A 21,100-nucleotide genomic window follows, 5' to 3' on the forward strand; every position below is an offset into this window, starting at 1 on the left:
TGCCACCTGGGTCCGGGCCGACCATGGATGAAGGCAGAACACCCGCCGGTACGGCAAGAGCCGAGGCGCCGAGCGGGAAGGAAAACGATGCATGGGCAGGACGGACTCCTCCCGAGCAGGCCACGGCCGGTCGGTGGCGGGTCCTGCCGCGCCGCCCAGTGGCCTGCTCGATCTGCTCAACGTCGCTGAGGTGGTGCTGAATGCGCAGGGCCAGGTGGTCTTCTGGAGCCCGAAGGCCGAGGAACTGTTCGGCTGCACCGCGGGGAAGCGCTGGGTCAGCACGCGGTGCGGCAGATGGTCCACGAGGAGCACCGGGACGCGGTGATCAAGCAGTTCGCCGAGGTCATGGAATCCGGCACCGACTGGGCAGGGGTGATCCCGATCCGGCACAAGGACGGCAGCACCCGCCTGGTGGAGTTCCGCAACATGCGGCTGCCGGACGACCTCGGTGACGTCTACTCCCTGGGCCTTGCCGCGGACCAGGCCGCTGTGGAGCGGGTCGAGTGAGATGCCGCGCTGGCCATGCGTCTGGTGCACAGTCCCCGGTCGGGCCGGCCATTCTGGAACCGGACCTCCGGTACCTGGCCGTGAATCCTGCTGTCGAACGCATCACCGGTCAGTCCGTCACCGATCGTCATTGAGCCGCTGCCGAGGCGGCACAGGCCCGGCAACGGCCGGCACTGATCGCCAGAGCTTCCGCCTCCGTGGTTCCACCCTCGAGTCGACAACGTCGTGGCGGACGACGTCTACCGGGTACACGAGCAGATCCACTCCAACACGCACAAGCCGGCGAAGCTGAACAACCGCAAGGCGGGGAGTTCCGGGAGGTTCCTCTGCCGCGCTCGGTGCGGGAAGCGACGGAGGTCTGAGCAGCCGTCAGTTGCAGGGAGGCGGGTGTGCGAGCGCGGGCGAGCCCAGCTGTGTGGGATCCGTCGAGGGCGTCATCCACGACGCATCAGGATCGCGGCTTCGGTGACACTCCGTGGCTCCGGCACGGAAAAGCCATCCAGAACCAATAATCGCGGAGTGTTGTCACGCGGACTTTCCGACGGCGGTTTGCCGCGACCGCATTGTTGGTTAGGGTGGGAAGCAGGGACTGATTCCGATGCCCTTGGCCAGGGTGATGGACAGGCTGGCGAGTTCGGGGCTGCACAGACTGTTGGCTCCCGCGCGGGCCAAGTCAGACACGACGGGGGCTTGTTGGTGGGGATGTCGGCGTGCGGCAACGGGCAGTTCTCGGGGTGCGCGGCATCGCGGTAGCGGCGGGTGACATGGCGTCGGCCGCGACGGGAGGGGGAGGTGCATCGCATCTGCCGGTTGGTCTGCGACGGTGTGCGGGCTTTTCCCCGTCTCGGTCATGAGCGGGGTGTTCGGCTCGACCGCCACCAAGTAGGGGGTCGCGGCGCGGTCGAGTTCGGCGATGAAGTGCGGGCTTCCGCCGGGGTTTTAGCGGCAGCCGGCGACCAGAGCCCGAAACGCGATGCGCGCGGCGCGGGCCCGGACCACCAGGTATTGACGGGACACATAGGCCGTGGCGTGCCCGGACTTACGGTCACCGGAGTCGTCCGGAAACAACGCCCCGCCGCCGTGGGGCGCGGTCGCCGGCGTGGGCATCAGCAGGTCGATCCGCCGGTCGTTGACCGCCTCGTGGTCCCACGGGGACTGGGACATGAACCACTGCTGCCCGGCCGCACCCTCACCCTGCCTCAGGAAGTCAAGATCCGGAACACCATCTACCGGTCACGGCAAAGCACCCCAGGTCGACCGGACGCGGTGGGCGTGTGACCGGCCGGTCGGCGCCCGCGGTGCTGCCCCCGTCGCTGCGCCCGTGGCTCGGGCCGATCGGGGCCCTCGCCGCGCTGGTGGTCGTCGCGCTCGGGGTCCTGTACGCCGGCCACAGCGAGCCCGGCAGGGTGGACCGGTGGATCATCCAGCCGACGGCGGACAGTGTGCGGCCGCCGTGGCGACACGTCGCCCTGGCCCTGGACTTCTTGGGGGAGCCCGCCGGATCGGCGATGGTGATCGTCGCCGCCGTGGCGGGCTGCCTGCTGCTTCGGCGTCCTCGCGCAGCGGTGCTCGTCGTTGTCGGCGTCGGCATGACCGTGGGTACGGCGACGCTGCTCAAGCACCTGGTGGGGCGCACCATCCACGGCGACGGCAACCTGTCCTATCCGAGCGGGCACACCGCCTTCTTCACCGCGCTCGCCCTCATGGCGGCACTGCTCGCGAGCGGCCGGCTCGGCCTCGGCAGGACGGCCGGCACGTCACTCGTGCTTGCCGCGGCGCTGGTTGGCGGCGCAGCCATGGGCTGGGCGCAGGTCGCCCTGGGCGCGCACTACCCGACCGACGTCCTCGGCGGCTGGTGCACCGCGCTGGCGGTGATACCGGCGACCGCGTGGCTGGTCGACCGGATGGCTGACCGGCTGGTCGATCGGACGGCCGACGCCGGTCAGCGGGAGCGCCGCTGACGTCACGTCACGCCAAGCGGCGGAACACGGGCTTCACCGGTCGTCCGGCCAGCCAGGGGGTGGGGTCGGCGGCGTCCAGTGCCTTCCGGTACACCGCACATGCCTGGGCCACCACGTCGACGGTGTGATCGATGTCGGCGTCGCCGAGCGCGCTGCTCACCACGAATGACGGGGCCAGCACCCCGCCCGCGAGGAGTCGGCGCAGGAACAGGGTGCGGTACTGCTGCGACGGCTGCCGGTTCTCGTCGAGGGTGGCGAAGACCAGGTTGCTGGCCCGGCCCCGGACGACGATGTGCTCGCCGACGCCCATGCCGGCCGCGGCGTCGCGGACACCGGCGGCCAACCGCTCGCCGAGCGCGTGCAGCCGCGCGGTGACCCCCTCTTCGGCGTAGATGGTCTGCACGGCCATCGCGGCTGCCAGGGAGTGCGTCTCCGCACCGTGTGTGGTGGACAGCAGGAACACCCGGTCGCCGGAGTGACGCAGCCCGCCCCGCTCCATCAGCTCGCGGCGCCCGGCCAGCGCGGAGACGGCGAACCCGTTGCCCAGCGCCTTGCCGAACGTGGAGAGGTCGGGGACGACGCCGTACAGGCCCTGGGCGCCCGCCTCGGACCAGCGGAAGCCGGTGATCATCTCATCGAAGATCAGGACGCAGCCGTGCCGGTCGGCCAGCTCGCGCAGGCCGGCGAGGTACCCGGGCGGCGGCTCGGTGTGGGTGGCGGGTTCGAGGATCAGGCAGGCGACCTCGTCCTGGTACCGGGTGAGCAGCTCCTCCGTGGCGGCCAGGTCCCCGTAAGGGAACGCCACGGTGAGCTCGTTGGTCGCCGCCGGAACACCGGCGGACATCGGCGTGGTGCCGATGAACCAGTCGTCGACGGAGAAGAACGGATGGTCGGCGCAGAGGGCCACCCGCGGGCGCCCGGTGGCGGCGCGGGCGAGGCGCACCGCGGCGGTGGTGGCGTCGGAGCCGTTCTTCGCGAACTTCACCATCTCGGCGGTCGGCACCGTGGCCAGGAAGCGTTCCGCGGCTTCGACCTCCACGATGGACGGCCGGACGAAGTTGCTGCCGCGGTCGAGTTCCCGCCGCACCGCCTCGATCACGCGTGGGTGGGCGTGGCCGAGGCTGACCGACCGCAGGCCGGAGCCGTACTCGACGTACCGGTTGCCGTCGATGTCCCACACGTGGGCACCGCGGCCGTGGCTGATGACCGGGGCCAGGTTCTCGGGGTACTGGTCGTCGCCCTTGGCGTAGGTGTGCGCGCCTCCGGGGATCATGGCGTGCAGCCGCTCGTTCGCCGTCCGCGACCGGGGCAGGAGGAACTGTTCGGTGTCCAAGCCGACTTCACCCTTCCTTGTGCTTCAGGACCTCGGCGAGGCTCGGCGCCTCCCGGTCCCGCTGGGACATCGATGTGACCGGCAGAGGCCAGGGAATGGCGAGCTCAGGGTCGTCGAAGGCGATCGTCACGTCCTCGGCCGGATCGTGCGGGCGGTCGATCCGGTACGAGGTGTCGGCGGTTTCGGTCAGCGCCTGGAAGCCGTGCGCGCACCCCGCCGGGATGTACAGGGTCGCCTGCGTGTCGCCGGACAGCTCGAAGAAGGCCACGTTGCGGTAGGTCGGCGAGCCCGTCCGCAGGTCCACGACGACGTCGAAGATCCTTCCGTACGAGCACCGCACCAGCTTGGCCTCGCCGGCGCCGGAGCGCAGGTGCAGGCCGCGCAGCACCCCCCGGACCGAGCGGGACACACTGTCCTGGACGAAGGCGTCCGGGTCGAGGCCCACCGAGCGGACCACGTCGGCGTCGAAGGTGCGGCAGAAGAAACCGCGCTCGTCGGCGTACGGCGTCGGCTCGAACAGGTACGCGCCGGCGATCGCCGGGACTTGGGTCGCCTTCATGGAGCCTTCCGCAAGGTGTGGGCGTGGTCGGCCGCAGGGAACAGGGCCGCGGTCAGGGCGGTGAACTGGTGCTCGAGTTGCCGGGCGGCGGCCAGGTTCCGCTCGGTGAGGGTCTGCCGCAGCTCGGCCGATCGCTTCTCCAGCGCCCGGAACTGCGCGAGCAGCCGGTCGGCGTCGACCTCGCGCGCCGGTTGGCAGAACGCGCCGAGGCCCATCCGGTCCATGAGCGCGTCGCTCTTCGCCGCATAGCTGAGCGCGAGCACCGGGGTGCCGGTCTTCAGCGCGCAGATCAGGTTGTGGTAGCGGACCGCCACCACGGTGTCGGCAGCCGCCATCTCCTTCATCAGGTCGGCCAGCGAGGCCGGTTCGGCAGCGGTGACCAGCGGCGAGTCCACCGCGTCGAGGATCGCGGCGACCACCGACGCGTCGCACGTGTCGCCGGTGAGCAGCCGGACCGGCCTTCCCTCCTCGACCAGCGCGCGGACGAACCGGATCGTCCCGTCGAGGTAGCGCCGGTATATCTCCTCGGCCCGGGCGCGGTCGTCGTTGCCGCCGTGGAAGTCCATGACACCGACGCAGACCGGGCCGGTCGAGCCCGAGGGCGCGCTCGCCGGCGGCGTCGGCAGGGCGAACGCGAGGTCCGGGTAGACCTCGTCGCGCGCGGTGTCCACGCCCATCGCCCGCATCGCGTCGCGGGACTGGGCGTCCCGGTACGACCGGTACGCGGCCAGCCGCGCCGACCAGCGCACCAGGGCCCGGGTCGGCCGGTTGCCGATCGCCGCGGCGCCGACGCTGACCAGCGCGACCCGGGTTCCGAACAGCCGGCCGCTCGCGCAGAGCAGGAACAGCGAGTACGGGAAGCCCCACGGCCGCAGCGGCAGTGTGGCCTCCAGGACGCCCATGCCCGGCACGATCACCACGTCGTGCCGGCGCACCCAGGCGGCGGTGCGGAAGACGTCGACGAGTTTGCCCAGACCCTTCGCCGCGATCGCGCCCGCACGTGACGCGGTCCGGTACTCCGCGCGGTTCCAGTGCAGCCGCGTCGCGGGGATCCCGAACCGGGTCGTCACGGCCTCGGGTCCGCCGCACAGCGCGTCCACGACCGCCTCCGGGTGCTGGTCGCGGAGGTACCCGAGCACGGCCTCCAGCGACCCGTCGTTGCCGAGGTTGCCGGAGCCGAGCAGGCCGAACACCCCGACGCGCACCGGAGTTTCGTACGCGGACGTCATGCCCGCCTCCCTTCACGCCCGGCGACGAGGGCGTCGACGGAGACCGTGAGCAGGGCCGGGTCGACCGGGGCGCGGTCCTCGACCCGCTCGCCGGCGCCCGGCCGGACCCGGCTGGTCATCCACGCGGCCAGGTGGCCGTAGCACGCGCGCCGGTCGGCCGGGGACAACGGCGCCCGCCGGATCGCCGAGGCGAAGCCCCAGATGTACTCGGCGAGCAGCCGGGGCGTCGGGTGCAGCAGGCCCGCCCGGCGCGGGTCCAGGTTGACGCACCGGGAGCGCTTGGAAGGGTTCGCCCGCTCGGCGCGGGTGGGGTGGTCGCGGCGGAAGTACATCAGCTCCGGCACCTGGTGGAAGGGCCCGTGCAGGGTGATCTCGGCTACGAACGTGCGGTCCGCGTGGTGGTAGCTGTCCATCGGCTTCACCCGGCGCAGCATGTCGGCCCGCATCACCCCGTAGAAGTCGTCGCCCCCCGGCTCGAACAGCAGGCTGCGAAAGCGCTCCGGCGCGTGCGGCGAGTCGGTGGCGAGTGTGTACTCGTAGGGGACCTTCACCTGGCCGTCGCCGTCGATGACGGCCTGGTCGGTGTGCGCGAGGATCACGTCCGGCCGCTCGTCGAGCGCCTCCACGCAGCGCCGCAGCAGGTCGCGGCCGTAAAGGTCGTCGTGCGAGGCCCATTTGAACAGCTCGCCGCGGGACTCGGCGAACACACGGTTGTGGTTCGGCGTGGCGCCGATGTTCCGGGGCAGGCGGAAGTACCGGATGCGCGAGTCCTGCGCGGCGTACTTGCGGCAGATGTCCTGGGTCCCGTCGGTCGAGGCGTTGTCGGAGATGACCAGCTCGAAGTCCTCGTAGGTCTGGCCGAGCAGGGCGTCGAGCGACTCGGCCAGGTACTCCTCGCCGTTGTAGACGGGCAGGCCGATACTCAGCCTGGGTTGCGCGGTCATGAAGTCCTCACTTCGGGAACGGAGTTGGGGTGGTGCTCGCGCAGGGCGGACCGCAGCTGCAGCCACCACACGGCCGATCCGCTGACGGTCGCGGCGGCGACGCCCCAGGCCGAGCCGACCGTGCCGGCGACGGCCGCCCCGCCGAGCCCGCCGCCGACGTAACAGGCGGAGGCGAACAGCTGGCAGCGCAGGCTGCGCCGGGCCGCGCCGAGCGCGCGCAGCCCGGCCGCCGCGCCGGTGCCGAGCCCTGCACCCGCAACACCGAGGGTGATCGGCACGATGAGCTGTGCGGAGGAGTGCCAGACGTCGCCGAGGACGAGTTCGCCGAGCCGGTCCGGCATCAGCAGCAGCGCCGCGCCCCACAGCAGCGCGCCACCGGCCTGCCCGCCACCGAGGAGGAGGCAGAACCTGCCGAGGCGGTGCGGGGCCTGCCGCAGCACGCGTGCAGCCTCCGGGACGGTGACCAGCGAAAGACCCATCAGCACGGCGAGGAACGGGCCGAGCAGGAGCTCGGCGCCCCGCACCGCACCCACCGCGCCGAGCCCGACGATCGCGCCGAGCCCGTACGCCCGCAGCTGGCTCGCGCCGCTCAGGCTGACGTTCTCGACCAGGTAGCGGTAGCCGAGATCGCGCTGTTCGCGCAGCCACCCGCGCGCCTGCGTCATCCGGGGCCGGATTCCGGACTGGAGGTAGCCGTACGCAGCGGCCACCGTGGCGGACGCGCCCCAGGCGAGCACGAAAGCGGCCACGCTGCCCACGCGGGCGGCCGCCACCATGGCCGGGACGAGCGCAATGCCCCACACGACGTCGTTGACGAACGCCTTCCGCCCTGCGCCGGCGGCGAAGAACGAGAACCGCCAGGCGTCCTGCAGCAGCAGCCCCGGCAGCATGACGCCGAGGGCGGCGAACGCGGGCCCCACGCGACCGCCGAGGCCGAGCCCGGCCACCAGAGACACCGCGCCGAGGGCGGCACCGACGCCGAGCGCGGTACCGGTGGACCGGGCCACCGCCCCGCGCCAGGACGCGTCCGGCACGCCACTGAAGCGCACCACGAGCGGGTCGGTGGCAAGGCCGCGGGAGACGTTGAGCACCACGCCGTAGGTCACCCAGGCCAGGCTGAACACGCCGAACGCGGTCACCCCCAGGGAGCGGGCCACGTAGATCCCCACAGCGAAGTTGCTGATGCTGGAGGCCGCCTGGTCGGCCAGTCCCCAGGACAGCCGGCCGACGAGGGCCCGCTTGGCGGATCCGGCAGGTGTCGTCGTCTTCTTCCCCTGGGTGGTCATCGGCGTCATGCTTTGATCAGCCCGGCGCCGTGCAGAGCGTCGGCCGCGGCGGCGACGGTGTCGAACGGCAGCCCGGACCGCTCGGCGACGTCCAGCAGACTGTGCTCGCCGTCGGAGAGGTTGAGCACCCAGAGCATGGCCATCTGGGCCTGCTTGGTGTCGCTGCGGCCGCCGAGCGCGTCGTACAACCCACGTCGGCCCAACTGCGGTTCGCCGTAGGGGCTGAGGTTGAGGTACCGCCGGTTGCGGTCGAGGACGGCGAACGCCTCGCGGCAGACGGCGAGCGTGTCCGCCATCGCCTGAGGGGAGACGAAGTCCAGGTTGTCCGCCGAGGTGTGGTACTCGGGGTAGCCGGCGTACGGGTTCCGAGTGAGCGAGCCCACGCCCAGATTGAAGCCGGGTGAGCAGAACTGCCGCTCGTCGTATCCGTACGGAGTGAACTCGGTGACGCGGTGCGGGCGTTCGGATGCGGCCAGCACGTGCCGCATCACCCGGTCGATCTCCGCGTCGCCGCGCCTGCTCTGCTTGTACGTCAACTGGCCCGGGTCCCCTGCGCACGCCAGCACGAGGCCGTGCTTGACCCTTCCCCCAGCTCTCGGCTCCTCCCCCAGCCTTCGGCCGGGAGGGGCCCCCAGAGCAGGGGGTACCCCATTCACCCGCTCCGCGTTCCGGGCCAGCCAGGTGATCGCCCCGATGGTGCCGGGCGCGAACAGGAACCGGTAGGTGTAGTACGGCGTCTGCTGTGCCAGCGCCCGGGCCAGGAACGTCGCCACCGCGATACCGGCCAGGTTGTCGTTGGCCAGCGACGGGTGGCAGACGTGGCAGGAGACGATCACCTCGTCGGGGACCTGCCCGGGGACCACGTGCTCGGCGTAGGTGAGGTGGCCGTCCGCGAGGGTGGAGTCGATGCGCACCTCGTAGTCGCCGTCCGGCAGCGCGTCCAAGGTCTCCTGGGCCAGGCAGAACCCCCATTCCGGCTTGTAGTAGCTGGTGCGGTACGGCACCCAGGACGGGTGGTCCGGCAGGGTGTGCAGGTGTCCACGCAGCTCGGCCAGCGGCATGGTCGCCGACACCGGCACGCTGTAGCCGAGTACGTGCAGGCTGGACGCGGCGAAGTCGACGACCCGGTTGCCGGCGGTGTCGGCGATGTACGCGTCCCGGATGTTCCACTCCTGCGGCACCGTCCAGTCGAGCACCTGCGTCCCGGTCGGCACCTCGTGCACCTGCAGCGGGATGTACTCGCCGACGATCTCCAGGGTGGCGCGCACCCCGTCGCCGGTGATGCTCCGGCAGAGCGGGTACAGCCGCTCCACCAGCGCGTACATCTCTTCGCCGAGATCGGCCGCGGTCATCGGCGCCACCGCAGGGTGTCGTCGACCGTGCCGGCGTCGGACGCCGCGCGCAGCACGGCAAGGCGGGTGAAGCGTCGCTCGAAGTCCTCCCGGGTCAGCCCGTACTTCCGGTAGGCGTCGGCGAGTTCGAGCGCGCCCTGCTTCACCGTCCACTCGCAGTCGAAGCCGGGTATCGCGGCGCGGAACCGGGAGAAGTCCACCCGGTACGAGCGCGGATCGGCACCGGTCTCCCCGGTGATCACCACCTTCGCCCCGGACACCGCCTCGGCGACCTGCTCGGCGATCTCGGCGACCGTGACGTTGTTGATCTCGCTGCCGATGTTGAACGCCCGGTCGTGCACCGCTTCCCGCGGCGCGACCAGCGCGGCCGCGAAGGCCCGTGCGATGTCGGCGGCGTGCACCAGCGGGCGCCAGGGGGTGCCGTCGGAGAGCACCAGCACCTCGCCGGACAGGAGCGCGTGGCCCACCAGGTTGTTCAGCACGATGTCGGCGCGCAGCCGGGGTGAGTAGCCGAAGGCGGTGGCGTTGCGCATGAACACCGGGGTGAAGTCGTCGTCGGCCAGCGCGTGCAGGTCGTCCTCCACCCGCACCTTGGACTCCGCGTACGGCGTCACCGGGCGCAGCGGGGCGTCCTCGGTCACCAGGTCGTCACCGCCTGCGGCGCCGTAGACCGAGCAGGTGGACGCGTACAGGAAGCGCCGCACTCCGGCGTCGCGGGCCAGCCGGGCCAGCAGTACGGACGCGTGGTGGTTGATGTCGTAGGTGAGGTCCGGCGCCAGCGATCCCAGCGGGTCGTTGGACAGGGCGGCCAGGTGGATCACGGCGTCCACACCGGCCACGTGCTCGGCCGTGACGTCGCGCAGGTCCACCCGGTGCCCGGACGGGTCGGCGGGCGGCTCGCCCAGCACGCAGTCGGCGAACAGGCCGGCGTCGAGGCCGACGACCTCGTGCCCGGCGGCCTTGAGGACCGGGGCCATCACGGTGCCCAGGTAGCCCTGGTGTCCGGTCAGCAGTACGCGCATAGTTCAGTTCCCCAGGTTGAGCATGAGTTTGGTGACGGCGAACGCCTCGGCGTAGCGGGCGTGGCATTCGATGCCGCGGATCCGGGCAAGGCCGAGGAAGGCCTCCCGGTCGTACCAGGGCCGGTGCCGCTGCGAGGGGTAGTGCTCCTGCAGCAGTTGCACCTTCTGTTCGGCGACCTCCGGCGACAGCGGCTGGTACGCCGACGGACGGCCGAGATCGCCGTCCCATTTGACGATCTCGTAGCCGAGCACGAGGTGGTCGCGGAACGCGGTGGGCAGCAGCTGCGCCAGGCCGCGGTGATCCTGGTGCGCGTCATCGGTACGCGGGGCGAGGATCAGGTCCGGCTCGGTCTGCTCGCGCAGCTCCTCGACCGCGGCCTTGGCCTCCTCCCAGTGCGCCGGCATCCGCCCGTCCGGCAGCTTGAGCACGGTCAGCCGCAGGTCGGCGCCCGGGCAGAAGGCGGCGAGCGCGGCCTTCTCCTCCTGCTCCCGGTCGGTGCCGCCGCCGGAGAGCACCAGCGCGTCGACGCGGATACCCGGTCGCGCGAGGCACAGCGTCAGCAGCGTGCCGCCGGCGCCGATGGCGATGTCGTCGCAGTGCGCGCCCACCGCGACGATCCGGTCCAGGGGTCCGGCCCCGAGGCGGATCATGCTCTCGCTCCAGCCGTGTCCCGCTCCCACACGGCCCACGGACGGTCGCCCCTGGCGTAGGCCTCGTCGAGCGCGGCCCGCTCCTTCACGGTGTCGGTCGGCTTCCAGAAGCCGCGGTGCTGATGCGCCACCAGCCGTCCGCGCTTGGCCAGTTGGGCGCATCCGTCGGCGACCAGGTCCCCGTTCTCCGGTATGTGGTCGAAGACCTCCTGGCGGAGCACGAAGTAGCCGCCGTTCTCCCACAGCGGCAGTTCGCTCACCGCGGTGATGCCCCCCACCAGGCCGTCCTCGCCCAGGTCCACGCAGTGGAACGAGGACTGCGGCGGCACCACCATCATCGACGCACCGGCGTCGCGCCGGGCGAAGTTCTCGATCATCTCCGGCAGCGGGGCGTCGGTGAGCACGTCGGCGTAGTTGGCGAGGAACATCTCGTCGCCGTCCAGGTGGTGCCGCACCCGGCGCAGCCGCTCCCCGATCGGTGACTCCATGCCGGTCTGCGCGAACGTGATCGTCCAGTCGGCTATGTCGGTGGACAGCAGCTCGGTCCGCCCGCCCCGCAGCACGAAGTCGTTGGACGTCGTCTCCTCGTAGTTGAGGAAGAAGTTCTTGATGTGGTGAGCCCCGTAGCCGAGGCACAGGATGAACTCCTTGTGCCCGAAGTGCGCGTAGTAGCGCATGACGTGCCAGATCAGCGGGCGCGGGCCGACCATCGCCATCGGCTTGGGCACGTCGTCTGCGGCGCCGCTGCGCATCCGCATCCCGTAACCGCCGCAGAACAGGACGACCTTCATCGCTTGACCTCGACAATGCTCAGTTCCGGGATGGGAAAGACGAGGCGGCCGCCCCAGTCGTGCACGTAGGACAGCTGCTCGACCAGCTCGGCCCGCAGGTTCCACGGGAGGACGAGGATGTAGTCCGGCTTGTCGGCGGCTATCTGCTCGGGCGGCAGGATCGGGATGCGGGTGCCCGGGGTGAACCTGCCGTGCTTGTACGGGTTGCGGTCGACCGTGTACGCGAGCAGGTCGGGGCGGATGCCGCAGTGGTTGAGCAGGGTGTTGCCCTTGCCGGGGGCGCCGTAGCCGACGACCGTCTTCCCCTGCTCGGCCGCCTCGATGAGGAATTTCAGCAAGTCCCGGCGCACCTTGGCCACCCGGGCCGCGAACTCGGCGTACCCGGAAAGCTCTTGGAGCCCTGCGGCCTTCTCGCGGGCCAGCACGTCCGCCACCCGCTGGGACGGCTCACCGGCCACCTCGACGGGACGGGCCCACAGCCGGATGGAGCCGCCGTGCGTGGGCAGCAACTCGACGTCCACGAGCGCGAGTCCGCCGCTCGCAAGGGCCCGGATCGCGGACGCGACCGTGTAGTACTGGAAGTGCTCGTGGTAGATCGTGTCGTACTGGTTCTCCTCGATCAGGGTCAGCAGGTGCTGCACCTCGATGGAGACCCAGCCGTCATCGGCGACCAGGGCGCGCAGCCCCTGGGTGAACCCGACCACGTCGGGGATGTGTGCGTACACGTTGTTGGCCACGACCAGGTCCGCCGGGCCGTGCTCTTCGCGGACGGCGGCGCCGGTCTCCGGGCTCAGGAACTCCGTGAGCGTGGGCACACCCGCGTCGCGCGCCGCGGCGCCGACATTCACCGACGGCTCGATGCCGAGGCAGCGGATCCCCCGGTCCACCACATGCTTCAGCAGGTACCCGTCGTTGCTCGCGACCTCGACCACGAAGGCGTCGGGGCTGAGAGCAAGACGCTCCACGGCGTCGGCGACGAAGGTACGCGCGTGCTCCACCCAGGAGGTCGAGTACGAGGAGAAGTACGCGTACTCCTTGAACGTCTCCTCCGGCGTGATCAGCGGCGGGATCTGCGCCAGCCAGCAGTCGGTGCAGACCCGCAGGTGCAGCGGGTACGCGGGCTCCGGCTGGTCCAGTTGGTCCGCGGCGAGAAAGCTCTCGCAGGGTGGTGTCGCCCCCAGATCGACGACGCTCGCCAGCGTCGCCGAGCCGCAGAGTCGGCAACTTGTCATTTACTGCCCCCCATTGATTCGGTCCCCCATTGATTCCGTCCGACCCGCGATCGCGGTGCGGTACCCCTCCACCAGGCGCTCGAGGCCGACGGCCGGGCTGAAACCCTGCTCGTAACGGCGCCGGGCCGCCTGGCCCATCTCCCGGTTGCGGGCCGGCTCGGCCGTGATCCGGCGCAGGCAGGACGCGAGCGAGGCGGGCTCGCCCGGCCGGTGCAGCAGCCCGGTGACGCCGTCCTCGACGAGTTCGACGAAGGCGCCGTGACCGGCGGCGACGACCGGGACCCCCGCCGCCATCGCCTCCACGACGACCAGGCCGAACGCCTCCAGCCACGTCGAGGGAGCCACCACGGCGACCGACCGCGCAACGGCATGCCGGCACTGCGCCGGGTCGTACAGGCCGACGTACCGCACGTCGTCCCGGCCCGCCGCCCAGGCGGTCACGTCCCGCTCCAGCGGCCCCGTGCCGGCGATCACGAGCGGCACGCCCACACCGCCACTCGCTGCGATCTCGTCCCACGCGGCCATGAGCAGCCGCACGCCCTTGGCCTCCGCGAGCCGGCCGAGATAGAGCACATGCTCGCCGTCACCCGCACGGCGAGTGCCCGGCTCCGGCACGAAGTTGTGCTTCACCGCCAGCCGTTCGGCCGGCATGCCGGACCGCACCAGGACGTCGCGCTGCGCCGCGGAGATGCAGAAGAACCGCTCCACGCCGGACCACCACCGCCGCCGGTTGACCGACAGGCTGACCGCGAGCGGCACCGTCGCAAGGCGGGAACTGCGGTAGCAGCCGTGCCGGACGGCGGGCAGTGGTGCGGAGCCGACGCACTCGGTGCACGGCCGGCCATTCCGCTGCAGCGTGCCGGGCGGGCAGACCTGGGTGTAGTTGTGCAGCGTGGCGACGGCGGGCACGCCGGCGTCGGCACAGGCGGCCAGCACCGCCGGTGACAGGAGCGGGAAGACGTTGTGGACGTGCACCACGTCCGGCCGCTCGGTGCGCAGCCGGGCGGCGAGCTCCGTACGGACCGCCGGGTTCCACGGCACAAGCAGCGGTACCGCGACCTTGCCCAGCAGGGACCGGTCGGCGATGGAGTCGCTACGCCGCTCGAACAACTCGACCCGGTGGCCGGCCGCGCGCAGCAGCTCCACCTCCTGGTCGACGACCTTGTTCTCCCCGCTCGGCTGCGCCGAGGCGTAGCGGTTGTGCACCACGAGGACGTGCATGCTCAGATCACCTCCGATCTACGGGCCCAGCGCGGCATGTGCCGTCGAGGGACGTCGGGCGTCGAGAGCGGAGCGGCCTCGGCCGATGTCGCCAACAGCGAGGCGGCCAGGGCCAGATGCAGCAGATACGGCGAGGCGTCGCCAAGACCGGCCTCGGTGTACGACGCGATCGCGCAGTAGCTGATCAGGAAGATCGCGCAGGCCCGCTGCAGCGACGGTGGCCGCAGCAACGCGACGCCGCCCAGCACGATGATGATCGCCGCGACGAGGGTGACGCCGATCAGACCCTGCTCGTTGTAGACGGCCAGCCAGCTGTTGTCGATCGGCAGCCCGCCGAACGACTTGTCGCCCAGGCCCACGCCGAACAGCTGCTCCGAGGTCGATCGAGGCGCGGACAGCAGGGCGTCCCAGACCTTGGCCCGACCGGTGAGACTGGAGAAGTTCTCCTGGCTCTGCCCGCGCAGGAACCACGACTGCAGTGCGGAGGCGAACCCCACCGCGGCCACCACGACGCACACCACCGTCCAGGTGAAGAATCGGCGGGCGGCGGCGCTGGTCAGGATGAGTGAGCAGATCGCCAACGCCAGCCCGAGGAGCAGGCCGAGCGTGGCCGTCCGGGTATGGGTCAGCGCGAGCAGCACGAGTGACGGCACGATGACCACCGCCGCGCTCGCCCTGTCGGTCCGGCGCCCCTGTAGGAGCAGCACGGTGAGCCCGATGATCACCGCGGCGTACTGTCCGATCTGCGGCGGGGTGAGCGGCCACAACGCGCCGACCAGGCGTCCACCGTAGAGGTCGGGCAGGGCCGCACCCGGTGAGACGACCAGGCCGACGGCCACCGATCCGAGCACCGCGAAGTACGCCCGGATGTGGTAGCGAACGAACGTCAGGCTGCCGTCCCACCAGCGGCTGAGCAGCCACAGCGTGCAGACGAAGAGCGTCAGCCGGAAGCAGCGGAACAGCGCGCCGAACCCGGACTCCAGGTTCGCGCTGGAGATCACGCTCGTCACCAGCAGCAGGGTGAGCAGGAACACGTAGGCGCTGGCTCGGATGCGCAGTCGGAGATTGATCGTGAGCGCCAGCGCGAACGCACTGACCAGCGCGCCCATGGTGACCATCTGGATGAGGGAGCGAGGCAGCGGGACGATGGTCTTTGCCCCGGCGGAGCCCAGCGTGTTGAGGACCAGCAGCCCCCAGACGATCCCTACGAGCCTCGGTGTGCCGGCAGGGTGCGGTTCGGCGCCGGGCCGCGTTCCCGCAGTGTCCGGTCGGCCCGACAGCCCGCCGCGCGTCAGGTTCACGCCCATCTCACCCACCGGCCCGGAGGTCGAGGGTGCTGCCCGCGTCCTGCTGGTACGGCGTGGTCTGCCACTGCCCGAAGTCGAGCACCCGGCTCGTGTCCTGGGCCACGAACTTCCATGGTCCGATGTAGACGTTGTCGTGCCAGCGGTTGTGCTGGTTGGTGGTGATCGCGTCAGCCACCTGTTCGCCCTTGTACGGCGACCAGTCCGGATAGGTCCCGTAGTTGGCGAGGAGCGCCATTCGGTCGCACTTCTCCGTGCACTTGAGGACGGACTTGTCGAGCACGAAGCGGTTGTCGTGGATGTCCACCCGCTGGGTCTTCCACCGGCAGTCGGAGTAGAGCGGTGCCTTGGCGATCGCCGGCTTCGCGCAGCGGTGGGTGTTCCCCACCAGCAAAGTGCAGTCACCGGACGAGGTGTTGGCCGGGCTGTTGCAGAACCGGTCGGCGTTCTCCCACAGGGTGATCCCGGACCAGTTGTTCTGCAGCACGTTCCCGTAGATCTCGATCTTGTCGGTGCGCGCTCGGATCCGTGGTTCGCCGCCGGACTCGGACACGTAGATGGTCGCGAACGGGAAGCTGTCGCCGCTCTCGGCTGCCTTGCGGCCCTCGACCCAGTTGTTCCGCCGGATCGTGTTGTTCCGGATGATCGCGTTGTAGCTGATCTCGTAGATCAGCGCGGCACCGTCGTTGGCCTCGATCACGTTGTTCTCTATGACGAAGTCGTTGTTGTTGGTGTCCGCCCACAACCCGGTTCCGCGGTTGTCGTGCACCCAGTTGCCGCGCACGTCGGCGCCGTTGACGTCCCAGAACTTGATGCCTCCGGTGCAGCCGCAGCCCTTCCGCTTCCGCTCCCAGTCGCCGGTGTTGTTGCCCACGATCTCGTTGCCCTCGACCACCAGGCCGCTGATACGGCCGCTGGCCTTGTAGGCGTTCATGCCGTACTGGCCGTTGTCGCGGAGGCAGTTGGCGCGGACCTGCTGGCGGGCACCTGCCATCAGCCCGGCGCCGGAGTTGTTCTGGATCGTCGCGTGCTCGATCACCCATCCGTCGGCCGAGTCGTGGTTGACCACGCCCTCGTCCGGCGGCGCCACGAAATCCTGCACGGTCAGGTAGCGGATGGTGACGTTGCGGGCGGTACCGGCGAACGCGTACTGGTTCTTCTTCCGGCCGTCGAGCGCCGCGCCCGGCGCACCGAGGTAGCGGTCCCCTTCCTTGGGGATGACCTGGGCGTAGCGGTCCGGGTCGAGCCTGTGCATGCCGGGTCGAAGCCAGAACGTGGTGTTCGGGGGGCTGCTCTTGGTCTTCGCCGCCAGGTCACCGACCTTCGCGGGGTCGACCGTCACCGCACCCGCCGGTGCCTTCGCCGGCCCGGCCGCGGGCTTGGCGCACACCCGGGCCACGGATGGGTGCGCGGACGTGGCGGACGTGGTGCCCGCGGCCTTCGGCTCCGCCCCGGCGCCCGACACGCTCTCACAGCCGGTCGCCAGCAGGGCCAGCGCCAGAGGTGCCGCCGCCAACGCCCAGTGCCGCCTCTTGATCCCCACGCGCCCCCCTAGCCGCGGAACCTGAGCACGGTGGTGAACCCCTCCGCGCCGTCGGCGAAGCCGTTGCCGACCAGCGTTGTGGTGGGTTCCTTGCGCCCGAATCCGGCGGAGTACCAGCCCAGCGGCGGGTCTGTCTCGCCGCGATGCGCCCGCCAGGACAGCTGCCCGGGCAGGTCGAGCACCGCGGAACGCCCCTCGCCGTCCCGGATCCAGGTGAGCTGTGCCCGGTTCCCCACCAGGTCCGCGGCGATCGCCGGGCCGAGGTGGAACGCCAACTGCACGGCCCGCCGCGGGCCGCGCACCTCGTCGACCACCCGCAACTCCTGTCTCGCGGCCGTCAATTCCACGCGGCGGCGGTGCACGGAGCCCTGGTAGCCGTCGTGCTCGGCACACCAGCGGGCCACGCCCTCGCCGGATGTGTCGGCGGCCAGGACGCGGGTCTCGGCATGCCGGGTCCACAGGAACGGGCCGCCGGAGACTGACTGGTCACTGCCGTCCAACTGCAGGGTGTTGTGGCCGAGGGTCGACCGGAAGTACTGCCGCCACTCGGGCTGCCCGTGGTAGCAGTACGTCCCCGGGTCGGCGAGCACGTCGACCCCGTCGTGCCGGACCTCGACGGACAGCGCGTCCGCGTGGGCGTGCGCGGCGATGGACAGGAAGCCGTGCGGGCCGCCGTCGCAGCGGCACCAGATCTCCTCCGGGCCTCGCAGGATGGTCATGCCCGCGTCGGCGAAGTGGGCCGGTCGGTCTGCCGGGCGGGACACGGCCGGTCTGGTTCCACTTTTCGCGTACGGCTGGATGAGCGCGGCCAGCAGCGGGGTGCGCACATCGGTGCCGGTCACCGCCGGCCACCAGTCGAGTCGGCCGAACACGGCGTCGCCGGTGGCCAGCAGCGAGGCCCAGCGGTCGGTGCCCGCTCCGTCCACGACCAGACCGTGCCCGTCGTCCGCGTCCCCCTGGCGCGGCGGCCGCAGCCGGTTGTCCACGACGGCCGCGAGCGTGTCGGTCATCCGCAGCAGCACCAGCCGGATCGACGCGGGGACCGGCACGTCGGCAGCATCCGCCTCGGCCACCGCGGCCAGGCCGAGTTCCAGCACAAGTCCGTGATACTCGGTGGCCAGCTCGCGGTTGAGGCCGGAGGTGAAGGTGTTGCTGCGCAGGTGCCGCTCCAGCGACCGCAGCGCATCGGCTCGCCAACGCACCGAGGAGGGGAACCAGTTGAACGCGCAGGCCGCGGCGAACTGCCCGGCGGCCTCGGCGATGACGTGGTTGTTCGCCGAAGACCCCCGGCTGGGGAAGGCGGCCAGCCAGCGCTGGTGGTGCCAGATCTGGTTCAGCGCCACCTGGTTGCCCTCGAACAGGTCGGCCGCGCCCGGCCAGTCGTCGAGCAGCCGGCGGATCCACACCCAGGACAGCAGCCGGATGCCCAGCTCGATGCCGCTGATCCAGTGCACGCCGCGCAGCGGTGGGTTGGCCGCCCACCACGACCGCAGATGCTCGGCCACGCGCTCGGCGTACCGCTCGTCCCCGGTGATCGCGTAGGCGGCGGCAAGCACGGTGAGGTACTGGTGCCGGGACAGCTCCCAGATCTGCTTGATGTCCCCGACCGCGTCCTCGCTCCGGTACGGCACGTCGAAGGCGTAGCCCCACGGAGCCCGGCGCCCGGTCTTCGGGTCGCACCACCAGTCCGGGTCGTCCAGGTCGTCGCGGACCACCCCGAAGAACTCGGCGTGCCCGTACATCAGCCGGTCCGCCTCGGCGATGAGCCGTTTCGCGGCGTCCGGAGGTACTGAGGCGATCGTCCCGGCGGGCAGGACCGCGGTGAACCGGGCGCCGGTCACGCTCGGGCAGTCCGGCCGCGCCGACCGCCAGCGCCGCCTGCGCACCGCGTCGCCCACCCGGCCCGCGACCTCCTGCGGTCCCATCCGGGACAGCCGCCGCAGGTACCAGCCCGCGCTCATGGTCATCGCGCCCGCTCCAACGTCACCGGCGCACCGCCGGCCAGACCGGCCTGCACGGCGAGGGTGGCCGCCGTGGTGGCGACCAGCGACTCCAGCGGCACCGGCATCGGCCCGCCGGTCCGCACGGCCTTGATGAACGCGGCCAACTCGGCGTTCTGGCCCTTGTCCCGGGCCTTGGGCAGCCGCGAACTGACCCACTTCTTGCGGCCGTAGACCGAGGCGCGGACGAAGTCGTCGAGCCGCAGCACCTTGCCGTCCGCGACCAGGTCCAGCGTCTCCTTGGGGAAGCCGGGCGCGCCGGTGGTGACGTAGCTGATGGTGGCGGTGGACCCGTCCGGGTAGCGCAGCACGACCTGCAGGTCCTCGTTGCCGGACGCGGCGACCGCGTACACCGAGACCGGGTCGGCCTCCAGCAGCCAGCTCGCGGTGTCGATGAAGTGTCCGCCCTCGCCGGCGAACCGCGAGCCCTCGGTGCCCTGTTGGAGATACCAGCTGCCGTGCTGCAGCCGGCCCGCGTTGACCAGGTAACGCAGGCTCGCCGGACCGGTCCGGGCGCCGAACCGCTTCCTGGCCTCCTGCAGCAGCGGCGCGAACCGGCGGTTGAAGCCCACCTGGAGCCGGTCGTTGCCGGACTCCTCCACCGTTGCGAGTACGCCGGCCAGCTCGTCCTCGGTGAGCGCCAACGGCTTCTCCACGAACACCGTCTTGCCCGCCAGCAGTGCCTTGCGGGTCAGTTCGGCGTGCGAGCTGTGCCGGGTGACCACGAACACCGCGTCGATGGACTTGTCGCCGAGCACCGCGTCGAGATCGGTGGTCGCCTCGGCGAAGCCGAACTTCCGCTGCGCGTTGGCCGCGGACAGCGCCGTCGTGGTGACGACGGTCGACAGCTCGACGCCCTCGCGCTGAGCCAGGTGCGGCAGCAGCATCGACGTCGCGTAGTTTCCCGCGCCGACGAACGCGAGGCGCACCGGCGTCTTGGCGGCCCGGGCCGGACTCGGCTTCATGCTTTTAGTGGACACAGCCACCGTGGGCACGGCCACCGCCGGAGCCTTCGCTTCCTCCGCGTCCCCCGTGTGCTCGGGGTACCGGAACAGCACGGCCACGGCCTTCAGGTCGCCGTCCTTCAGGCGCTGGTACGTCTCGACCGCGTCATCGAAGTCGGCGATGTGGGAGACCAGAGACTCCACGTCGACGCCGCCGCGGGCGACGAGGTCGAGGAAGCACGCCAGGTTGCGGCGCTCGGTCCAGCGCACATAGCCGATCGGGTAGTCCCGGCCTTCCAGCTCGTACTCCGGGTCGTAGCGCCCTGGGCCGTACGAGCGCGAGAAGCGGACGTCGAGCTCCTTCTCGTAGTACGCGTTCCACGGCAGGTCCAGGCGGCACTTGCCGATGTCGACGACGCGGCCGCGGTCCCGGCAGAGCCGGGCGGCCAGCTCGACGGGCTGGTTGCTGCCGCCTCCGGCGGCCAGGTACACCTGGTCCACGCCGTGCCCGTCGGTGAGTTCGGCGACGGCGTTTTCCACGCCCGCGGACGCGGGATCGCCGCAGGCCGCGGCGCCCAGGCGCTCGGCGAGCTCGCAGCGCGTCGGGTCGGGGTCGGCCCCGACGACGCGGACGCCCGAGGCGACGAGGAGCTGCACGACCAGCTGCCCGATCAGGCCGAGGCCGATGACAAGGGCCACCTCGCCGAGCTGCGGCTCGCCCTGGCGGACGCCCTGCATCGCGATCGACCCGACGGTGCCGAAGGCCGCGTGCTGCGGGGCGAGGCCGTCCGGCACCGGGGCGTAGAGGTTCTTCGGCACCCAGTTGAGCTCCGCGTGCAGCGCGTGCTCGTTGCCGGCGCAGGCCACGAGGTCGCCGACCTTCACATCGTCGATTCCGGTGCCGACCTGCTCGACCACCCCGCACAGCGAGTAGCCAAGGGGTGTGTAGGAGTCCAGCTTGCCCATCACCTTGCGGTAGGTGGCGGGCAGCCCGTTGGTGGCCACGCTCTGCATGACCTTGGCCACCTGGTCCGGCCGTGAGCGGGCCTTGCCCAGCATCGACATGCCGGCCTCGGACACCTTCATGAGCTCGGTCCCGGTGGAGATCAGCGAGAAGGCACTGCGGACGAGCACACCGCCCGGCTTGCACCCCGGCACCGGAACGTCGAGCACCGCCAGCTCGCCGCTCTTGTAGTTCTGCACAACCTGTTTCACCCGAAG

16 protein-coding genes and 2 pseudogenes are annotated in these 21,100 nt (G+C 71.2%); 2 read left to right on the plus strand and 16 right to left on the minus strand.

Annotation, left to right across the window (positions count from 1 at the left end; genetic code table 11):
- Positions 1-91 precede the first annotated feature (91 nt).
- A pseudogene (locus ABT186_RS01145) lies at positions 92-632 on the plus strand (PAS domain-containing protein); the annotation flags it as partial.
- A gap of 874 nt (positions 633-1,506) precedes the next feature.
- Here the strand turns inward: ABT186_RS01145 and ABT186_RS01150 are convergent.
- Positions 1,507-1,680, minus strand: a pseudogene (locus ABT186_RS01150) (IS701 family transposase); the annotation flags it as partial.
- Positions 1,681-1,781: 101 nt separating this feature from the next.
- Here ABT186_RS01150 and ABT186_RS01155 point away from each other — a divergent pair.
- Positions 1,782-2,468 carry a phosphatase PAP2 family protein gene (locus ABT186_RS01155; RefSeq protein WP_351922834.1) on the plus strand — a complete coding sequence of 229 codons (687 nt, stop codon included), beginning with the start codon at positions 1,782-1,784 and terminating at the stop codon, positions 2,466-2,468.
- 7 nt (positions 2,469-2,475) lie between these two features.
- Here the strand turns inward: ABT186_RS01155 and ABT186_RS01160 are convergent, their stop codons facing one another.
- Genes ABT186_RS01160 through ABT186_RS01230 form a run of 15 tightly spaced genes read right to left on the minus strand, consistent with a single transcriptional unit; the run spans position 2,476 to position 21,094 of the window.
- Positions 2,476-3,801 (minus strand): glutamate-1-semialdehyde 2,1-aminomutase, encoded by a 1,326-nt coding sequence (locus tag ABT186_RS01160; protein ID WP_351922836.1) that lies wholly within the window; start codon positions 3,799-3,801, stop codon positions 2,476-2,478.
- A gap of 7 nt (positions 3,802-3,808) precedes the next feature.
- Positions 3,809-4,360: a dTDP-4-dehydrorhamnose 3,5-epimerase gene (gene rfbC, locus ABT186_RS01165; RefSeq protein ID WP_351228357.1), complete on the minus strand. Its 552-nt coding sequence runs from the start codon at positions 4,358-4,360 to the stop codon at positions 3,809-3,811.
- Positions 4,357-5,589 (minus strand): polysaccharide pyruvyl transferase family protein, encoded by a 1,233-nt coding sequence (locus ABT186_RS01170; protein ID WP_351922838.1) that lies wholly within the window; start codon positions 5,587-5,589, stop codon positions 4,357-4,359. The genes rfbC and ABT186_RS01170 overlap by 4 nt, the downstream gene beginning before the upstream one ends.
- Positions 5,586-6,533 (minus strand): glycosyltransferase family 2 protein, encoded by a 948-nt coding sequence (locus ABT186_RS01175; RefSeq protein ID WP_351922840.1) that lies wholly within the window; start codon positions 6,531-6,533, stop codon positions 5,586-5,588. The genes ABT186_RS01170 and ABT186_RS01175 overlap by 4 nt, the downstream gene beginning before the upstream one ends.
- The gene (locus ABT186_RS01180; RefSeq protein ID WP_502973122.1) at positions 6,530-7,828 is read right to left on the minus strand and encodes a hypothetical protein; all 1,299 of its coding nucleotides are present in this window, start codon (positions 7,826-7,828) and stop codon (positions 6,530-6,532) included. Before ABT186_RS01180 ends, ABT186_RS01175 begins: the two co-directional genes overlap by 4 nt.
- The gene (locus tag ABT186_RS01185) at positions 7,825-9,180 is read right to left on the minus strand and encodes a DUF4910 domain-containing protein (RefSeq protein WP_502973123.1); all 1,356 of its coding nucleotides are present in this window, start codon (positions 9,178-9,180) and stop codon (positions 7,825-7,827) included. The genes ABT186_RS01180 and ABT186_RS01185 overlap by 4 nt, the downstream gene beginning before the upstream one ends.
- A complete protein-coding gene (locus tag ABT186_RS01190; RefSeq protein ID WP_351228367.1) occupies positions 9,168-10,193 on the minus strand; it encodes an NAD-dependent epimerase/dehydratase family protein in 1,026 nt (341 codons plus the stop codon). Before ABT186_RS01190 ends, ABT186_RS01185 begins: the two co-directional genes overlap by 13 nt.
- A gap of 3 nt (positions 10,194-10,196) precedes the next feature.
- Positions 10,197-10,844: a PIG-L deacetylase family protein gene (locus ABT186_RS01195; protein WP_351922846.1), complete on the minus strand. Its 648-nt coding sequence runs from the start codon at positions 10,842-10,844 to the stop codon at positions 10,197-10,199.
- Positions 10,841-11,635 carry a sugar phosphate nucleotidyltransferase gene (locus tag ABT186_RS01200; RefSeq protein WP_351228371.1) on the minus strand — a complete coding sequence of 265 codons (795 nt, stop codon included), beginning with the start codon at positions 11,633-11,635 and terminating at the stop codon, positions 10,841-10,843. The genes ABT186_RS01195 and ABT186_RS01200 overlap by 4 nt, the downstream gene beginning before the upstream one ends.
- Positions 11,632-12,867, minus strand: a complete 1,236-nt coding sequence (locus ABT186_RS01205) for a class I SAM-dependent methyltransferase (protein WP_351922848.1) — start codon at positions 12,865-12,867, stop codon at positions 11,632-11,634. The genes ABT186_RS01200 and ABT186_RS01205 overlap by 4 nt, the downstream gene beginning before the upstream one ends.
- The gene (locus ABT186_RS01210) at positions 12,868-14,088 is read right to left on the minus strand and encodes a glycosyltransferase (protein WP_351228375.1); all 1,221 of its coding nucleotides are present in this window, start codon (positions 14,086-14,088) and stop codon (positions 12,868-12,870) included.
- A 2-nt stretch (positions 14,089-14,090) separates the two neighbouring features.
- Complete coding sequence (locus ABT186_RS01215; protein ID WP_351922850.1) at positions 14,091-15,395, minus strand: O-antigen ligase domain-containing protein; 1,305 nt, start codon at positions 15,393-15,395, stop codon at positions 14,091-14,093.
- A 1-nt stretch (position 15,396) separates the two neighbouring features.
- On the minus strand, positions 15,397-16,935 hold the full coding sequence (locus ABT186_RS01220) for a right-handed parallel beta-helix repeat-containing protein (protein WP_351922852.1): 1,539 nt from the start codon (positions 16,933-16,935) through the stop codon (positions 15,397-15,399).
- Positions 16,936-16,943: 8 nt separating this feature from the next.
- Positions 16,944-18,902 (minus strand): alginate lyase family protein, encoded by a 1,959-nt coding sequence (locus ABT186_RS01225; protein WP_351922854.1) that lies wholly within the window; start codon positions 18,900-18,902, stop codon positions 16,944-16,946.
- Positions 18,899-21,094 carry a bi-domain-containing oxidoreductase gene (locus tag ABT186_RS01230; protein ID WP_351228383.1) on the minus strand — a complete coding sequence of 732 codons (2,196 nt, stop codon included), beginning with the start codon at positions 21,092-21,094 and terminating at the stop codon, positions 18,899-18,901. The genes ABT186_RS01225 and ABT186_RS01230 overlap by 4 nt, the downstream gene beginning before the upstream one ends.
- Positions 21,095-21,100: the final 6 nt, after the last annotated feature.

The organism is Streptomyces sp. NPDC001634, from assembly GCF_040298185.1.
Classification (GTDB): Bacteria; Actinomycetota; Actinomycetes; order Streptomycetales; family Streptomycetaceae; genus Streptomyces.